Raw genomic sequence first — 15,779 nt, forward strand, 5'->3', positions numbered from 1 at the left:
TCGAACTTCAACACCTTTCATCCTCTCCAAAGGAATATCTGATGTAATCTCTGTTATATACGATAATTCTATTAATACTGATATCAGTCAAACTTTTCTTGCTCTCATCAAGTGAAAGTATATGGGCTTAAGTGGACTCGAACCACCGACCTCACGCTTATCAGGCGTGCGCTCTAACCGGCTGAGCTATAAGCCCATGTTTTACATCGTACTCTGTCCTGTAAATATCATGTACAATGAATAAAAAAACAATATTATAAATACAAGAATTTGAATTGGTTTTATTCTTAGTGACCAATTATTCTTATTAGCTAAGTAAATAATCAACCCTTGACCAACAATAAACAATAGAGAAACAACGCATACTATATGCCATGGGTATTGTCTAACCAAATCCCCAAATTGTACACCCATTTGTTCTCCTCCTAAATGTTTTTAATAAAGCGGCATCCACCTACTCTCCCATACCGTCTCCAGTATAGTACCATCGGCCGACTAGGTCTTAACCATCGTGTTCGGAATGGGAACGGGTGTGTCCCCTAGACGCATCGACACCGCTAAGTTTTTAGTCTTAACATTGATAATGTAAAACTAAACAGTACTCACAACCCCTACTTTTTCCTTAGAAAGGAGGTGATCCAGCCGCACCTTCCGATACGGCTACCTTGTTACGACTTCACCCCAGTTATCCTCCCTGCCTTCGGCAGCTCCCTCCCACACTGCTAAACATAACTTACTGCTATTCTTTATATCATATAATGATACTCATCCATAAACCTAGCGGTTTATTACTTCGTATCATTATCACAGCTTTATGTTTACCAGTGTGGGTTGGGTCACTGACTTCGGGCATTGATGACTCCCATGGTGTGACGGGCGGTGTGTACAAGACCCGGGAACGTATTCACCGCAGCATTCTGATCTGCGATTACTAGCGATTCCAGCTTCATATAGTCGAGTTGCAGACTACAATCCGAACTGAGACGTTATTTTTGTGATTTGCTTGGCTTCGCAGCTTTGCCTCACTTTGTTTACGCCATTGTAGCACGTGTGTAGCCCAAATCATAAGGGGCATGATGATTTGACGTCATCCCCACCTTCCTCCGGATTATCTCCGGCTGTCTCGTCAGAGTGCCCATCTTACTGCTGGCTACTGACGACAAGGGTTGCGCTCGTTGCGGGACTTAACCCAACATCTCACGACACGAGCTGACGACAACCATGCACCACCTGTATCCCTTGCCCCGAAGGGCTAGCTTCATTACAAAGCTATTCAAGAGTATGTCAAGATTTGGTAAGGTTCTTCGCGTTGCTTCGAATTAAACCACATGCTCCACCGCTTGTGCGGGTCCCCGTCAATTCCTTTGAGTTTCATTCTTGCGAACGTACTCCCCAGGTGGAATACTTAATGCGTTAGCTTGCGGCACCGAAGAGTTTTCCTCCCCGACACCAAGTATTCATCGTTTACTGCGTGGACTACCAGGGTATCTAATCCTGTTTGCTCCCCACGCCTTCGAGCCTCAACGTCAGTTGTCGTCCAGTAAGCCGCCTTCGCCTCCGGTGTTCCTCCTAATATCTACGCATTTCACCGCTACACTAGGAATTCCGCTTACCTCTCCGACACTCAAGCTATACAGTTTCCAAAGCAGTTCATGGGTTGAGCCCACGCCTTTCACTTCAGACTTGCATCGCCGTCTGCGCTCCCTTTACACCCAGTAAATCCGGATAACGCTTGCCCCCTACGTATTACCGCGGCTGCTGGCACGTAGTTAGCCGGGGCTTCTTAGTCAGGTACCGTCATTTTCTTCCCTGCTGATAGAGCTTTACATACCGAAATACTTCTTCACTCACGCGGCGTCGCTGGATCAGGGTTCCCCCCATTGTCCAATATTCCCCACTGCTGCCTCCCGTAGGAGTTTGGGCCGTGTCTCAGTCCCAATGTGGCCGTTCACCCTCTCAGGCCGGCTACCGATCGTCGCCTTGGTGAGCCTCTACCTCACCAACTAGCTAATCGGACGCGGATCCATCTTATACCTATAAATATTTTACCCCTGCACCATGCGGTGCTGTGGTCTTATGCGGTCTTAGCGGAAATTTCTCTCCGTTATCCCCCTGTATAAGGCAGGTTATCCACGCGTTACTCACCCGTCCGCCACTAAGTCTATTAAAATTCCATCCGAAAACTTCCTTTTAATAGCTTCGTTCGACTTGCATGTGTTAAGCACGCCGCCAGCGTTCATCCTGAGCCAGGATCAAACTCTCATATAAAAGTTTAATCTAGCCTTCTCGCTAGCTTGCATCATCTGTTTTCACAGATCTACTGTTTTTTAAAGGTTTTAAATTCTGTTCGAATCTAAACGTTGTTTTTACTGAAATCTCATCGATTATTTTAAAATAATCAAGTTATTTTCAGGGTTGTGTGTACTGTTTAATCTTAAATTATCAAGGTTCATTACTTCGCTGTTTGAAACAGCCTAGCTATTATATCAAGTTCATTTTTCTTTGTCAACAGTTTTTTTAAAATTGTTTTAAAAGTTTTTTTCGAACTTCATCACTCTTTTGGAGCAACTCAGACATAATATCAGTTTCTTAAATTCTTGTCAACAACTTTTTAAATTATTTTCAAGTTATTTTGATATTTTAATGGAGCTCTCTAAAAAGCAATGTATGGATTATACATTCTATTAATATTAAAGTCAATATAAATTAAAATAATATTTACATCTTTATAAGCCATATATGATAAAGTCCTAGTATACCACAAATAAAAATGTCCCACTTATGGTAGAATACTATTTTGTATATTCTAACACTAGGAGGAACTGACTTATCAGAAAGGTTATTTTATCAATGGATGAACAAAGAAAGTATGATGTTATCAAAGGTCTGGTAGATCACCCCGATACAGCTAATAAGGATAGAGCTGCTCTTATCCTAGGATGCACCAAAAGGCATATAAACCGTATGATACAGGGTTATATTAAAGATGGTAAAGCATTCTTTATTCATGGTAACAGAGGTAAGAAGCCGGCTACCACTATCTGCCCTGATATTTTCTAACTTTTTTCTTAATCTTCTTACTTAAACAACTAATGCCATGTTTGGGTTACGTACTTTTACAGACGATATGTTCCTTGTACTTCAAAGTGCATTAGTTGGGTCAAATGCAAATATATAATTCTCATTTATATTTCCATTTTTATCATATATATTTTTTCCTTTTGGGTATCTTTGTACACCTAAGTATCCTACGATTTTTATATTATTATCCTTTCTTTTATACTTTAATAATTAGTCTATGTATTCGATAAGGCTACCTGCTTTGTTAGGTACAAGTCTAATACCGGTATCTTCGTTTATGAAATCATAACTATAATACTTTTCAATATCTGTAAAAAACATAGGTTGGTCTCTGTATGCTCTTGCTTCACTTTCCCACATTAAGTCAAAGTATTTCCACTCACCGTCTACATAGATTTGATTTAGTGCATGGTTTCCTATTTTACCGTCAGGATACTTAAGGCTGATTCCAACAAGTCTTACAGGTATATTGTTTTTCTTGCATGCCCAGTACATAAAATGTGTAAATCCGTCACAATTGGTTTTGTTTTCTACTAATGCACCATATAGATTAGGATATGTTGCCTTATCGGTTTCTTTAGCACTTGTTTTATCAATATTTATATTGTTAAAGCCGTAATCTATTATATCATCTAGTGAGTTTAGGTTCAATGAATTTAATTTGTTCATAGCTTCAGTATAGGCATTATAGTCATTTACACTGTTGTCTGTATTACTAGCATAAAATTTTAGACCGTCAGGTGTAATGTCATATGAGGCGTCTATCCAAGAGCCTACAGTTTCATTGATGTAGTTTGCACATAAGTCACTTACATTCTTTGCATTTAATCCAAGTGATAGGAATGTTTCATTTGGTATAAAGACTTGATGATTTTTCATTAACTCGATGTAGTATTGTTCGAGTTCTTTAAAATCATCTATGGTTAAAAGTCTGCCGTGATCATCAACAAACTTTCTTGTAGCAATGTTTTTATCAGATGTTACTTGTGTATTTTTTGCCAGTTGTCCGTTTTCCCTCATATAGTAAGTGTAGTTACCGCTTCTAAACCATGAGTTTGGTTTAACTTCTGTTGTTGCATTTTTTATTATATCATTGTCTGATGGTGCTCTTTTTACATCAGCCGCTTTAGTTGTTTGTGTAACCACTTCAGTTGCTGTAGTTGGTGTTGTATTTACATACCTACAACCTGTTAAAATAGCACTTATAGTAAGTGCTGTTATTATAAATTTTTTCATTTTTATTTGTATCCTTTCTTTTTTTCTTTTCTAAAAAAAAGTCCGTAAAAATTATAATTTTTGCGGACTTTTTTCGAGTTTAATAATTGAATCCGTGAGGATTCATGTCTAACTTAGAAACAGCGTATGGTGGCGTTACAGGTAGATTTTCTTTTGTTCTCCAGCATGTCCATAAGTCACCCAGTAATGATTTTATCATGTATCTGAGTGCCATACTATTTTGATGTCCCTTTGATTTATTTGCATGTTTTGGTGTATTTTGTATGCGTAGTTTGTAGTCATAGTATATTTTGCTATACTTTGGGTCTTTTGCTTTTATTATACATGATGCTAATACGCCTATCAACTTTGATTTTAGAATAGGGTTGTAGGTAAGTCCTTTCTTTGTTGCTGTTTCACCTGCTTTATTGATGTATTCATATTCTTCTGTATCGCTTCTTGATCTGCCATGAGTGAGCAAATTGCCTTCATCATCGGTTAACGGTTCACCGTCTTTATTAGTTGATATTACAACATCTAAACCTGCATATTTAAAAAATGCAGATGTATGTCTTGCCTTATACGGATCAAGATATGCAATGATGTTTGCAGCCATTAGCGGTCCACAACCTTTTATATTTGATAGAAACTCCGTTGTAATCTTATTTCTTCTAGAGCATTTTTAAATAGATTTATTGTTCTTTTATTAGTCTATAAGCATTTAGAAGATACTATAGCAAGTCATGCTATTTTTCTCTGCCAAAATCTACTCTTACTATATTATTGATACTATATTCCTTGATAATATTTTAATACTTCTACTTCCTTCATAATATTGCAACATCAATATCAAGTACTATGCTTCTACCTATTTTTTCATAACATTCCAACTCCAATATACTTTTACATTATATTGACAAATACAATGTAAAAGTATATATTGAAAACACATTAAAATATTATGTTTTTTTTAAGTTAATTTGAATCTTTATTTAAAAAATAGACAGTTCAATTTTACAATATAAGCATAATATTTTACAGTATTTACATAAGCACATTAAATAGAATCTATACAAGTTATATTAAAAAGTATTTATAGGAGGGAGGATAACAGAAATTGCTTTTCTATTTAATATTGCTTTTTATTAAGTGTAATATATAGAGTATATTTTTTTTAACTATTCTATATTTAACACTACTAAACTAGTTAAAGTGAGGGAGAACATGAATAAATCCGTTAAAAAAAATAATTTTGGAATTGCTGTTGGAATTGCTGTGTCTTTTATATTCCTTATTATTTTCCTTTTAGGTATTTTCTTAATTACTCAAGCATATAAAGATTCAAATGAACCAACATTTAATGAAAAAATTGCATCTATAACTAAGGAAAATGAGTATGTAGAATTTAATGAAGAAAATGGTATAATATATGTAAATGATGAGATAATAATCGTTTCTAAAGAAGACGCACAAATAGATGATATAAGAAATCTTGCAATAGAGCAAGGTGCCACTATTGATGAAGCTATGTCAGATATTGGTATTTATAGGTTTATTTATAGTGAACCTATGTCATATGAAGATATAAATACAAAAATAGAAGCACTTAAGCAAAATGCATTAGTTGATGATGCTTATTATAATATTGTATCTTTAGATGAATCTGATACTGAAGAGGACACCTCTTCTGAATTTAGAGAACCGGTATATCCCAAAGATACATGGAATAGAGATTCTTGGAATACTTCTATACCTAGAGGTGCGAATTGGGGAATGGAAGCTATTGATGCTCCAGGTGCATGGGCATATTTGGATGAGGCGAGTACCATTAATATTGGTCTAATAGATGCTTTCCCAAATACTTCACATCCTGATCTGCAAAATATGTTTGATAATTCAAGCAATATTTTTATAGATAAAAAGACTAACTCTACGAGTATTAATTCTTTTGATATTCAGCCACATGACCATGGAAGCCATGTTTCCGGAATTATGAATGCCGAAACTGAATGGACTGATAAAAATATGAGTAACAAGTATACAGGCTTTTTTTCTTTCTTTTCATATCTATGGAATAAATTATTTTCATGGAACAAAGATACAGGAGTTTCCGGTGTTATGGGCAACAAAGGTAGATTATATTATAGCCGTTCGTATTATGTTAATAATGGAAAAGTATCATTTGGCTTTAATACTGATTTTACCTATCTTCAATCCCTCAAATTACTTATTGACCAAGATGTTCAAGTTATAAATATTAGCCAAAACACATCTAGATTAATAGGATTTGCAGCCAGTCGTGGAAATCAAAATGCAATCAATTACCTGACTGAACAGGCAAACTTTGCAGATAAAGCTCTATCAAGATTGATCTCTAAAAGAGAGGCTGAGGGTAAAAGTGATTTTGTTATTTGTGTTGCAGCCGGCAATAATAATCATCTATATTACTATAAAAATGACAGTGAACCTTATGGCTATCGTGAGAAAGAAGATGATACAGTTAAAACAGCATCTGATATACAAGTAGATACCGGTAATGCACTTGCCCTATATAATAACTTTTTAAACATGATGAGTACTCCTGCTGTAAAAGAACGTATTATTGTTGTTGGATCAATAGGCATTAACAATGAAAAATCAACCACTACAAATACTATTTATAAATACTCTTATTTTTCAAATGTTGGAAATAGAGTAGATATAGTAGCACCCGGAGAAGATATATATAGTTGTAAAAATAAAGGATACGGCTTAGATAGCGGAACATCTATGGCAACCCCACATGTTTCAGGTGTAGCCGGACTAGTTTTTGCTTGTAATCCTGGTATTAGTGGTCCAGATGTTAAAAATATCCTTATTCAATCTACAAACGGAACATATTATTATAATGGAGGACATAGTGGATTGCTCAATGCAAAGATGGCTGTTGTAAATGCACTGGCAGGCACAAATAAAGCCATTCCGGACAAAATTATAAAAAAAGCTCCTACAGGAACTACTTCTTCTTCTAAAAAAGGATTAGATGTATGCTTTGTCGTTGATACTACAGGATCTATGGATGATGATATTGATAATGCTAAGGAAAATATGTCAAATATTCTGGATGTTTTATCACAGAAAACTTCAGACTATCGAGTGGCACTAATAGATTATCGTGATTACTCAAGTAGAACAGGGTACTCTTATGATTACCCCTATAAGGTCCAGCTATCTTTTACTAATAATAATGAGCAAATAAAAAATTCAATATATAGCCTTGATTTGGGCAATGGTGGTGATAATGAAGAAACTGTTTATTCTGCACTAATAGAATCCTCAAAATTAGATTGGAGAGAAGATGCTAAGAAAGTTATTATAATTTTGGGTGATGCTGCTCCACTTGATCCTGAACCTGAGACAGGTTATACCTATCAAGATGTTTCAGCTGCATTATATGCATCTGATATTGCACTTGACTATGATGAATCTGATACAAGAGTTACAGATTTTATAGATAAAGATCTTATAAATGTGTATTCAATAGGTACAAATGCCAGTGATGAGGCATCTGATTTCTTTAGAGAGATTTCGGAAGATACTGGAGGAAACTTTTTAAGTATAGATGATGCTTCGGAGGTAAGTGATGCTATTATTGATTCTATTGAACAAATAGATATCACTAATTTAGTACCTGTAAGTATAGACTTTGGACAATCACTCTCTATAAAAAATATTGATATATATATGGATGATATTTATCAGTTTACTATAAGAACTGACAATTCCGGTAAATTTCAGTTTGATGGTATAGAACCCGGTACTTATAATTGGAAATTTAAATCCAGATCAGGTGTACTCGATATTACCGGTACTGAGGACAGTATATTAGCTGATCCTACACCAAGCAAGCATCCCTCATCACCTTTTTAAAATTCATTTCAATAATGGGGCTGTCGGGAAATGGCATCCATAAAAGAGGGAGGTGTGACTCAAAACGAGTCACACCTCCCTAAGTTTTTACATAAAAAAAGATGGCTAACGATAACCATCTTTCTCCGTTACATGTTATAATGTAACTATGCTCACAGTTAATTATTATAACGACTTTTTTGAAATAGGTCAACAGAAAATCAACTTTAGCTTCTATGAATTGAGTTTACCCGATGACGATCCAGTCTATACCCTAAAAAAAGTTATGGAGGATTTAGATTTTTCCGGACTGTTAGCCAATTGTTCGGACAAGGGAAGAACAGGGTACAACCCGATCATGATGTATGCAGTTATTACTTATGCAAATATGCGTGGAATACGCTCTATTGATCGTATTGTGGATTTATGTGAAAGAGATATTGCTTTTATCTGGCTTACTCAAGGGAGGAAGCCTAAAAGAGATGCTTTTTATGAATTTAAAAGTAAGAAACTTACTTCAGATATTTTGGATGACTTAAACTATCAGTTTATGAGACGATTACAAAAGGAAGGATTTGTTACATTAAAAGAATTGTTTATTGATGGAACAAAAATAGAAGCTAATGCTAATCGTTATACTTTTGTATGGCGTGGAAGTATTAATTATCATCTTGCAGGTCTGCTGGATTCTATTGATAAGCTTTATTCAGACTATAATTCTTTTTTACAAGATAATGGATTTGGTGAAAAGTACGAGCTTGGAAATGCACAAATGTTTGTGATTGACGGAATTGATAGAGTTAGAGATATTATTGAAAAGAACAGAAAAAGAAAGATTACGAAACATAAAAAGCTATCTAATAACCGTATTATAGAGATTGATAACTGCTCGCCTCTTGAAATACTTAAGCTTCAGAAAAACCTTATGACTATTTCTGACGGAGAAGGTATTGTATTTGTTAACGGAAAGGGTAAGAGAAAGCCAAAGCTTCAACAACTCTATGAAGAACTTGAACATTGTGGACAGCGATTAATACACTATAAAGAATGTTTTGAGATTATGGGGAAAGATAGAAACAGCTATTCCAAAACTGATTTGGAAGCAACCTTTATGCGAATGAAGGAAGATCATATGCTTAATGGGCAGCTAAAGCCTGCATACAATGTACAGATAGCGGTAGAGAATTATTTTATTGTACATAGTTATGTAAGTAATGATCGTACAGATTATAATACATTAATTCCGATCCTTGAAAAGCATAAGGAAGCATTCGGAGAAGTACTTGAAGAAGTGACGGCAGACAGCGGTTATTGTAGTGAGAAAAATCTCTTATATCTAAAAGAAAATAAGATAGATAGTTATATAAAACTACAGGATCATGAAAAACGAAAAACAAGAGCATACAGTAAAGATATAGGTAAATACTACAACATGAAGACAATGGTATTTGAAGATGAGCAAGTCTATATCTGTCATGACGGTCGTGAACTTAGACATATCAACACAGAAAAGAAAAAACAGAATGGTTATACACAAACATATGAAGTATATGGATGTTCAGACTGTAGTGGATGTGAACATAAGTCTAAATGCTTATACAAATATAATCCTGATAAAGATGTTGATAAGAACAAAGTGATGAAGATCAATGAAGTATGGGAAGAGCTTCGAGAGAAATCACATGCTAACATACAGAGTGAAAAAGGTATTCTGAAACGACAGACACGGTCTATTCAAACGGAAGGTCATTTTGGAGATATTAAAGAGAATGAAGATTTCCGACGCTTTAACTATCGTTCTTCAGATAAGGTATATAAAGAATTTATGCTTTTTGCGATAGGAAGAAATATAAACAAATATCATCGTTTTCTCTACGCAAAACTAAAGAAATTTGAAGGAAAACTACAGGAGAAAACAGCATAGTAAAAAATGCAAAAGCAAAATTTCAGCTAAGGGGGTTTTATGCCCAAAAATAGACAGTATAATAGAAAAACAAAATATCCTGACAAAGTCACAAAGCCAAAATGCCTTGTATTTGTCAGGATATTTCTATTTAGTTCTGTAGGGATTAAAATTACTTATTTCCCGACAGCTCCTTTAATAGGCAATTTAAATTTAAAAAATAACAGGCATAAATATAATTTACTTTAATGATAACTTATATCAATATGAGTAATAAGTATTTATGCCTTGTATCTTTCAGTATAGAATAGTCCACAAAGTATATCATTTACGTACAAACATAACTTCATAAAAATTTTACACATACCAGCTCTTAATTAAATGTATACTCTATATCCACAAATCTTAGAAATTCTCTAATCTCCTTATGCTCACCTATTACCTTCTCCATCCAAACCATATGATACCATCTACCGAATTTATGTCCACAATTTATAAACTTCCCCACCATTCTATATCCCATATGTTCATGAAATTTTGCACTGTTATTGTTCAAATACTCATCATCTTCATCCACATACCCTATACATGAGTAAAGATTGGTAATATTTTGAACTCTTGCAATATCTTCAAGTACAGTATATAGTTTCTTACCTATGCCCATATGTTTCTTGTTTGGATTCAAATATATAGTAGTCTCTGCACTAAGATCATATGCCTTTCTTCCCACAAATGGATGCAAATATGCATAACCAAGTATTTCGTCATTATAGCAAGCCACAATATATGGATAGTTTTTTAATATATCTTCCATTCTTGATTTGAACTCTTCCACACTTGGCACCTCTGTCTCAAAGGATATCGCAGTTTCCTTTACATAATATGCATATATATCAAGTAGCCTCTTTGCATCATGCTTATTTGCAAACCTAACAGAAATCTCCCTATTCTTCATCTTCCTCTTCTTCTGTCGTAAAATTTATGGAATCAAAATCCAAGAATTTTTCTAAATACTTATTTGCTCCATATACCAATATATCCTGGTCTTTTTCAAATTTTATTTTAGGAGTAATAGTCATATACCAATTATCACCTTTTTTTATTGCCATTATATTTACTTTGTATTTCTTTCTTATATCCAGATCCAATATAGTTTTGCCTTCCCAATTTTTAGGTACCTTACATTCAAATATAGAATTTTCACCCGGTAATTCTATATAATTTGAAATATTATTTGAACTATATCTTATTGCAGTCCATTCAGCTAACTGTCTCTCCGGGTAAACCACCTCATTTGCCCCATTTCTTAAAAGAAATTTTGCTTGTGTATCTCTGGATGCTCTGGATACAACATATTTTGCACCACACTCACTAAGTAGGGAGGTTGTTTCAAGTGAAGTTTGAAAATCATCGCCTATAGCTACAAAGCATACATCAAAATTGCTTACTCCAATTGATTTTATAAAGTCAGTCTTCGTACTGTCTCCTATCATTGAATTTAAAGTATATGGTAATACCTGCTCTATACAGTCTTCATTTCTATCCACAGCCATTACATCATATCCGAGTTCAAATAATTTCTTGCACAAATGACGACCAAATCGTCCCACTCCTATTACCAAAAAACTTTTCATAATTCACCTTTTCTAAAATCTATCCAACTGCCACCTGATCCTTAGGATATCTTGCATTTCCATTATTCTTAGGAGCAACTGCTGCAAATATAAGTGTTATACCACCAACTCTTCCAATATACATCATACATATCAGCAAAAGCTTTGACACAATTTTAAGATGTGGAGTAATACCCAAAGTCAAGCCTACAGTTGCCACTGCAGATGCACATTCAAACATTGTTTCTTTCAATGAAAATCCCTCTATGTAGCTTATAAGCATTGAACCTACTATAAATAAAGCCATATCCAGAACAAACACCGCAGCTGCATTTTTTATTATATCCGGCTCTATTCTTTTCTTAAATACAGCCACTTCTTTGTCTTGTTTTAATACAGAACACATTGTAGCAAACAAAATAAAAATTGTACTCATTTTTATACCACCGGCAGTAGAGCCTGAGCCTCCACCTATTAACATCAAAATAATAGTCAATGCTATACCATTGTCACTAAACTTTGTGTAGTCAATAGTATTAAATCCTGCCGTTCTTGGAGTAACTGCTTGAAATGCACTTGACAACAATCCTGTCTTAAAATCTAAGCTTCTAAACTCTGTAAAGAAAAACAGTATTGTTGGAAATACCACTAAAATTGCACTCATAGTTAATACAATCTTAGTTTGAGTAGAGTATCTGACTATGTCAATTTTATATTTCAACAAATCCTGCCAGATTAAAAATCCAAGTCCTCCCACCAGTATCAAAAACATTATAGTTATATTTATCATTATATTTGACTGATATTTTGTAAGTGAAGAAAACTTGCTGATATCTCCCATTAAATCAAATCCAGCATTGCAAAATGCCGATATAGAATGAAATATGGAATAATATATACCCTTTGACAATCCAAAATCTTTAAAAAAGGTAGGAAACATCAGAACTGCACCAATTATCTCTATAATAATTGTAGCTTTAAATATAAAACTTGTAAATCTTACAATACCTCCTATTTGAGGTGCCGATAAGGCACTTTGTAATGTAGCCCTATCTCTAAGTCCTATTTTTTTACCTGCAAACTGAATAAAAATAGTTATCATAGTTACAACACCCAGTCCTCCACATTGTATCATAGCTATTATTATTATCTTTCCAAACAATGACCAATGTGTAGCTGTATCATATACTATAAGACCTGTAACACAACTTGCACTTGTAGCAGTGAATAATGCATCTATAAATGGAGTAAACTCTCTACTCCTTGATGAAATTGGCATACTTAGAATAATAGCACCAAAAAAAATCATAATTATAAATCCGAACAGAATGATTCTAGCACTACTAAACTGCTTTAATATCTTTCTCTTTAATTCTTTCATAACTCTCTTATATAAAAGAGCTGTCGCAACAAAATAAATATCGCACAATATAGTAGATACTATATTTTCTCATATTATATTTATTAAGCGACAGCCCAAATGAATACTTATATAAAATTATACCGGATATGCTCCGGCAGCCTTATCTGCCTTAGTCATATCCACTTTTGTCTTTTGTGCAGCTCTGTACTCAAAGAACTCCTCAGCTACCTTTGGGAAAAGTGCATATGTGAGCACATCTTCATCCTGCTCTTTCCACTTTGCAACCTGCTTCTCGAACTCAGGAAGCTGTGGTGGAATAAGATCTGCAGGTCTACATGTAATAGGCTTCTCATCACCTATTATCTTCTTTTGTACCTCTGCATTAAAAGGCTTTATAGTCTGACCGAATTCTCCAAGCATTATCTTCTTTGATTCCTTTGGAACCAACTTATATCTCTCACCTGAGAGTACATTCATAACCGCCTGTGTACCTACAATCTGTGATGAAGGTGTAACAAGTGGCGGCTCACCAAAATCCTTTCTAACTCTTGGAATCTCCTCCAAAACTTCTCTGTACTTATCTTCCTTACCTGCCTCTTTAAGCTGATTAATAAGATTTGAAAGCATTCCTCCCGGTACCTGATATTTCAAAGTATTGATATTTACTCCAAGCACTTTAGGATTAAGTAATCCACTCTTTATAAATCCTTCTCTTATAGGCTGGAAGTAGTCTGCTATCTCAGAAAGTAAATTGATATCAAGACCTGTATCATATGGTGTTCCTCTAAAAGTCTCTACCATTACTTCTGTTGCAGGCTGTGAAGTTCCAAGTGCAAGCGGTGAAATAGCTGTATCAATTATATCACATCCTGACTCTACCGCCTTTAAAAGAGTCATAGAAGCAACACCTGCTGTATAGTGAGTATGAAGCTCTATAGGTAACTTTGTAGATCCCTTAAGACTTCCAATAAGTTCCTCTGCAGCATATGGTGTCAAAAGTCCTGCCATATCCTTTACGCAAAGAGAATCAGCACCCATATCCTCTATTCTCTTTGCAATATCTTTCCAATAATCAAGTGTATATGCATCACCCAATGTATAGCAAAGAGCTATTTGAACTTCCGCATTCTTCTCTTTATTAGCCGCATTAACAGCTGTCTTTAAGTTTCTAATATCATTTAATGCATCAAAAATACGAATTATATCAATACCATTTGCAACTGACTTTTGAACAAAGTACTCTACAACATCATCTGCATAATGATTGTATCCTAGGATATTCTGTCCTCTAAAGAGCATCTGAAGCTTAGTATTTTTGAATCCATCTTTAAACTTACGAAGTCTCTCCCATGGATCTTCATGTAAGAACCTAAGTGAAGCATCAAATGTGGCACCACCCCAACATTCAACAGCTCTGTAGCCTACTTTATCCATTTTATCTATTATAGGAAGCATCTGTTCTGTAGTCATTCTTGTAGCAACCAAAGACTGATGTGCATCACGGAGCACAGTCTCAACTATCTGAACAGGCTTTTTCTTAATATCTGCCATAATCCCTCCTTATACTATTCCAAATATTGCCATAAAGGTTCCCGCCGCTACAGCTGTACCTATAACACCTGCCACATTAGGTCCCATAGCATGCATCAAAAGGAAGTTTGTAGGATCATACTCCGCACCAACCTTTTGTGAAACTCTGGCTGCCATTGGTACTGCCGATACACCTGCTGATCCGATAAGCGGATTTACCTTACCACCGGTAAACTTACACATTATCTTACCAAATATTACACCTGCCCAGGTACCGAAAGCGAAAGCTATAAGTCCAAGAGCTACTATCTTTAAAGTTGTAACTTTTAGGAAAGCCTCTGCACTTGTAGTAGCGCCTACACTGGTTCCAAGTAAAATAACAACGATATACATCATTGCATTTGCTGCTGTTTCTGTAAGCTGCTTTACGACCCCACTCTCTTTGAAAAGATTTCCAAGCATCAACATACCTACTAAAGGTGCTGTAGTAGGAAGTATAAGACATACTACAACTGTAACTATTATAGGGAAAAGTATCTTCTCAAGCTGTGATACAGGACGAAGCTGTTCCATCTTGATTCTCTTCTCTTCATCTGTTGTAAAGAATTTCATAATAGGTGGCTGTATAATAGGAACCAAAGCCATATATGAATATGCAGCTACAGCTATAGGTCCAAGATATTCAGTCTGTCCAAGCTTACCGGCAAGGAAGATTGAAGTAGGACCGTCAGCACCACCTATAATTGATATGGCAGCTGCTGCCTTATCATTAAAGCCCATAAGTATTGCTATAAAATAAGCTGCATAAATTCCAAACTGTGCCGCTGCACCAAGTAAGAAAGATTTCGGATTTGCTATAAGCGGACCGAAGTCAGTCTGTGCACCTACACCCATAAATATAAGTGATGGCAATATACTCCATTCATCCAATACATAGAAATAGTGAAGCAAACCTCCCACACCATTTCCGGAATTCTCAGGCCTTAACATTATATCAGGATAGATATTTACGAGTAACATACCAAAAGCAATTGGAACCAGCAAAAGTGGCTCAAAACCTTTTTTTATTGCCAAATATAGGAATATAAAGGCGACAAAAATCATTATCAAATTACCAAAGGTAAGATTCAAGAATGCAGTCTGAGCAATCAAATTGGATAATGTATTTAATATATAATCCATTTTT

The 15,779-nt window shown here is 35.1% G+C and carries 9 protein-coding genes, 1 tRNA gene, 2 rRNA genes and 1 pseudogene; 3 read left to right on the top strand and 10 right to left on the bottom strand.

What is annotated here, in order from left to right; genetic code table 11:
* Positions 1-122: 122 nt before the first annotated feature.
* From D4A81_RS07515 to D4A81_RS07530, 3 genes are all read right to left on the bottom strand, one after another.
* A tRNA-Ile gene (locus tag D4A81_RS07515) sits at positions 123-196 on the bottom strand.
* Between the two features lie 245 nt (positions 197-441).
* Positions 442-559: ribosomal RNA gene (gene rrf / locus D4A81_RS07525) — 5S ribosomal RNA — on the bottom strand.
* 67 nt (positions 560-626) lie between these two features.
* Positions 627-2,268 (bottom strand): 16S ribosomal RNA (locus D4A81_RS07530).
* Between the two features lie 582 nt (positions 2,269-2,850).
* On the opposite strand from D4A81_RS07530, the pseudogene D4A81_RS07535 reads away from it, so the two are divergent.
* A pseudogene (locus D4A81_RS07535) lies at positions 2,851-3,054 on the top strand (ISNCY family transposase); the annotation flags it as partial.
* Between the two features lie 237 nt (positions 3,055-3,291).
* Here the strand turns inward: D4A81_RS07535 and D4A81_RS07540 are convergent.
* Complete coding sequence (locus tag D4A81_RS07540; protein WP_111526087.1) at positions 3,292-4,317, bottom strand: transglutaminase domain-containing protein; 1,026 nt, start codon at positions 4,315-4,317, stop codon at positions 3,292-3,294.
* A gap of 79 nt (positions 4,318-4,396) precedes the next feature.
* Complete coding sequence (locus tag D4A81_RS07545; protein ID WP_111526088.1) at positions 4,397-4,912, bottom strand: hypothetical protein; 516 nt, start codon at positions 4,910-4,912, stop codon at positions 4,397-4,399.
* A 608-nt stretch (positions 4,913-5,520) separates the two neighbouring features.
* Between D4A81_RS07545 and D4A81_RS13635 the strand changes: the two genes are divergently transcribed.
* Both D4A81_RS13635 and D4A81_RS07555 read left to right on the top strand, forming a co-directional pair.
* Positions 5,521-8,205: a S8 family serine peptidase gene (locus D4A81_RS13635; protein ID WP_111526089.1), complete on the top strand. Its 2,685-nt coding sequence runs from the start codon at positions 5,521-5,523 to the stop codon at positions 8,203-8,205.
* A 148-nt stretch (positions 8,206-8,353) separates the two neighbouring features.
* Positions 8,354-10,108 (top strand): IS1182 family transposase, encoded by a 1,755-nt coding sequence (locus D4A81_RS07555; protein WP_119808274.1) that lies wholly within the window; start codon positions 8,354-8,356, stop codon positions 10,106-10,108.
* Positions 10,109-10,460: 352 nt separating this feature from the next.
* On the opposite strand, the gene D4A81_RS07565 is transcribed toward D4A81_RS07555, so the two are convergent.
* The 5 genes from D4A81_RS07565 to D4A81_RS07585 form a co-directional block, all read right to left on the bottom strand.
* On the bottom strand, positions 10,461-11,042 hold the full coding sequence (locus D4A81_RS07565) for a GNAT family N-acetyltransferase (protein ID WP_111524660.1): 582 nt from the start codon (positions 11,040-11,042) through the stop codon (positions 10,461-10,463).
* Positions 11,032-11,721 carry a potassium channel family protein gene (locus D4A81_RS07570; protein WP_111524661.1) on the bottom strand — a complete coding sequence of 230 codons (690 nt, stop codon included), beginning with the start codon at positions 11,719-11,721 and terminating at the stop codon, positions 11,032-11,034. Before D4A81_RS07570 ends, D4A81_RS07565 begins: the two co-directional genes overlap by 11 nt.
* A gap of 19 nt (positions 11,722-11,740) precedes the next feature.
* A complete protein-coding gene (locus D4A81_RS07575) occupies positions 11,741-13,081 on the bottom strand; it encodes a TrkH family potassium uptake protein (RefSeq protein ID WP_111524662.1) in 1,341 nt (446 codons plus the stop codon).
* Between the two features lie 117 nt (positions 13,082-13,198).
* Positions 13,199-14,614, bottom strand: a complete 1,416-nt coding sequence (locus D4A81_RS07580; RefSeq protein WP_111524663.1) for an oxaloacetate decarboxylase subunit alpha — start codon at positions 14,612-14,614, stop codon at positions 13,199-13,201.
* 9 nt (positions 14,615-14,623) lie between these two features.
* On the bottom strand, positions 14,624-15,775 hold the full coding sequence (locus tag D4A81_RS07585) for a sodium ion-translocating decarboxylase subunit beta (protein ID WP_111524664.1): 1,152 nt from the start codon (positions 15,773-15,775) through the stop codon (positions 14,624-14,626).
* Positions 15,776-15,779: the final 4 nt, after the last annotated feature.

Source organism: Lachnoanaerobaculum umeaense, from assembly GCF_003589745.1.
GTDB classification, from domain to species: Bacteria; Bacillota; Clostridia; order Lachnospirales; family Lachnospiraceae; genus Lachnoanaerobaculum; species Lachnoanaerobaculum umeaense.

Coding starts and splice junctions, on each gene's coding strand:
- D4A81_RS07540 (WP_111526087.1), bottom strand. CDS start 4,317: ATGAAAAAATTTATAATAACAGCACTTACTATAAGTGCTATTTTAACA.
- D4A81_RS07545 (WP_111526088.1), bottom strand. CDS start 4,912: ATGGCTGCAAACATCATTGCATATCTTGATCCGTATAAGGCAAGACAT.
- D4A81_RS13635 (WP_111526089.1), top strand. CDS start 5,521: ATGAATAAATCCGTTAAAAAAAATAATTTTGGAATTGCTGTTGGAATT.
- D4A81_RS07555 (WP_119808274.1), top strand. CDS start 8,354: ATGCTCACAGTTAATTATTATAACGACTTTTTTGAAATAGGTCAACAG.
- D4A81_RS07565 (WP_111524660.1), bottom strand. CDS start 11,042: ATGAAGAATAGGGAGATTTCTGTTAGGTTTGCAAATAAGCATGATGCA.
- D4A81_RS07570 (WP_111524661.1), bottom strand. CDS start 11,721: ATGAAAAGTTTTTTGGTAATAGGAGTGGGACGATTTGGTCGTCATTTG.
- D4A81_RS07575 (WP_111524662.1), bottom strand. CDS start 13,081: ATGAAAGAATTAAAGAGAAAGATATTAAAGCAGTTTAGTAGTGCTAGA.
- D4A81_RS07580 (WP_111524663.1), bottom strand. CDS start 14,614: ATGGCAGATATTAAGAAAAAGCCTGTTCAGATAGTTGAGACTGTGCTC.
- D4A81_RS07585 (WP_111524664.1), bottom strand. CDS start 15,775: ATGGATTATATATTAAATACATTATCCAATTTGATTGCTCAGACTGCA.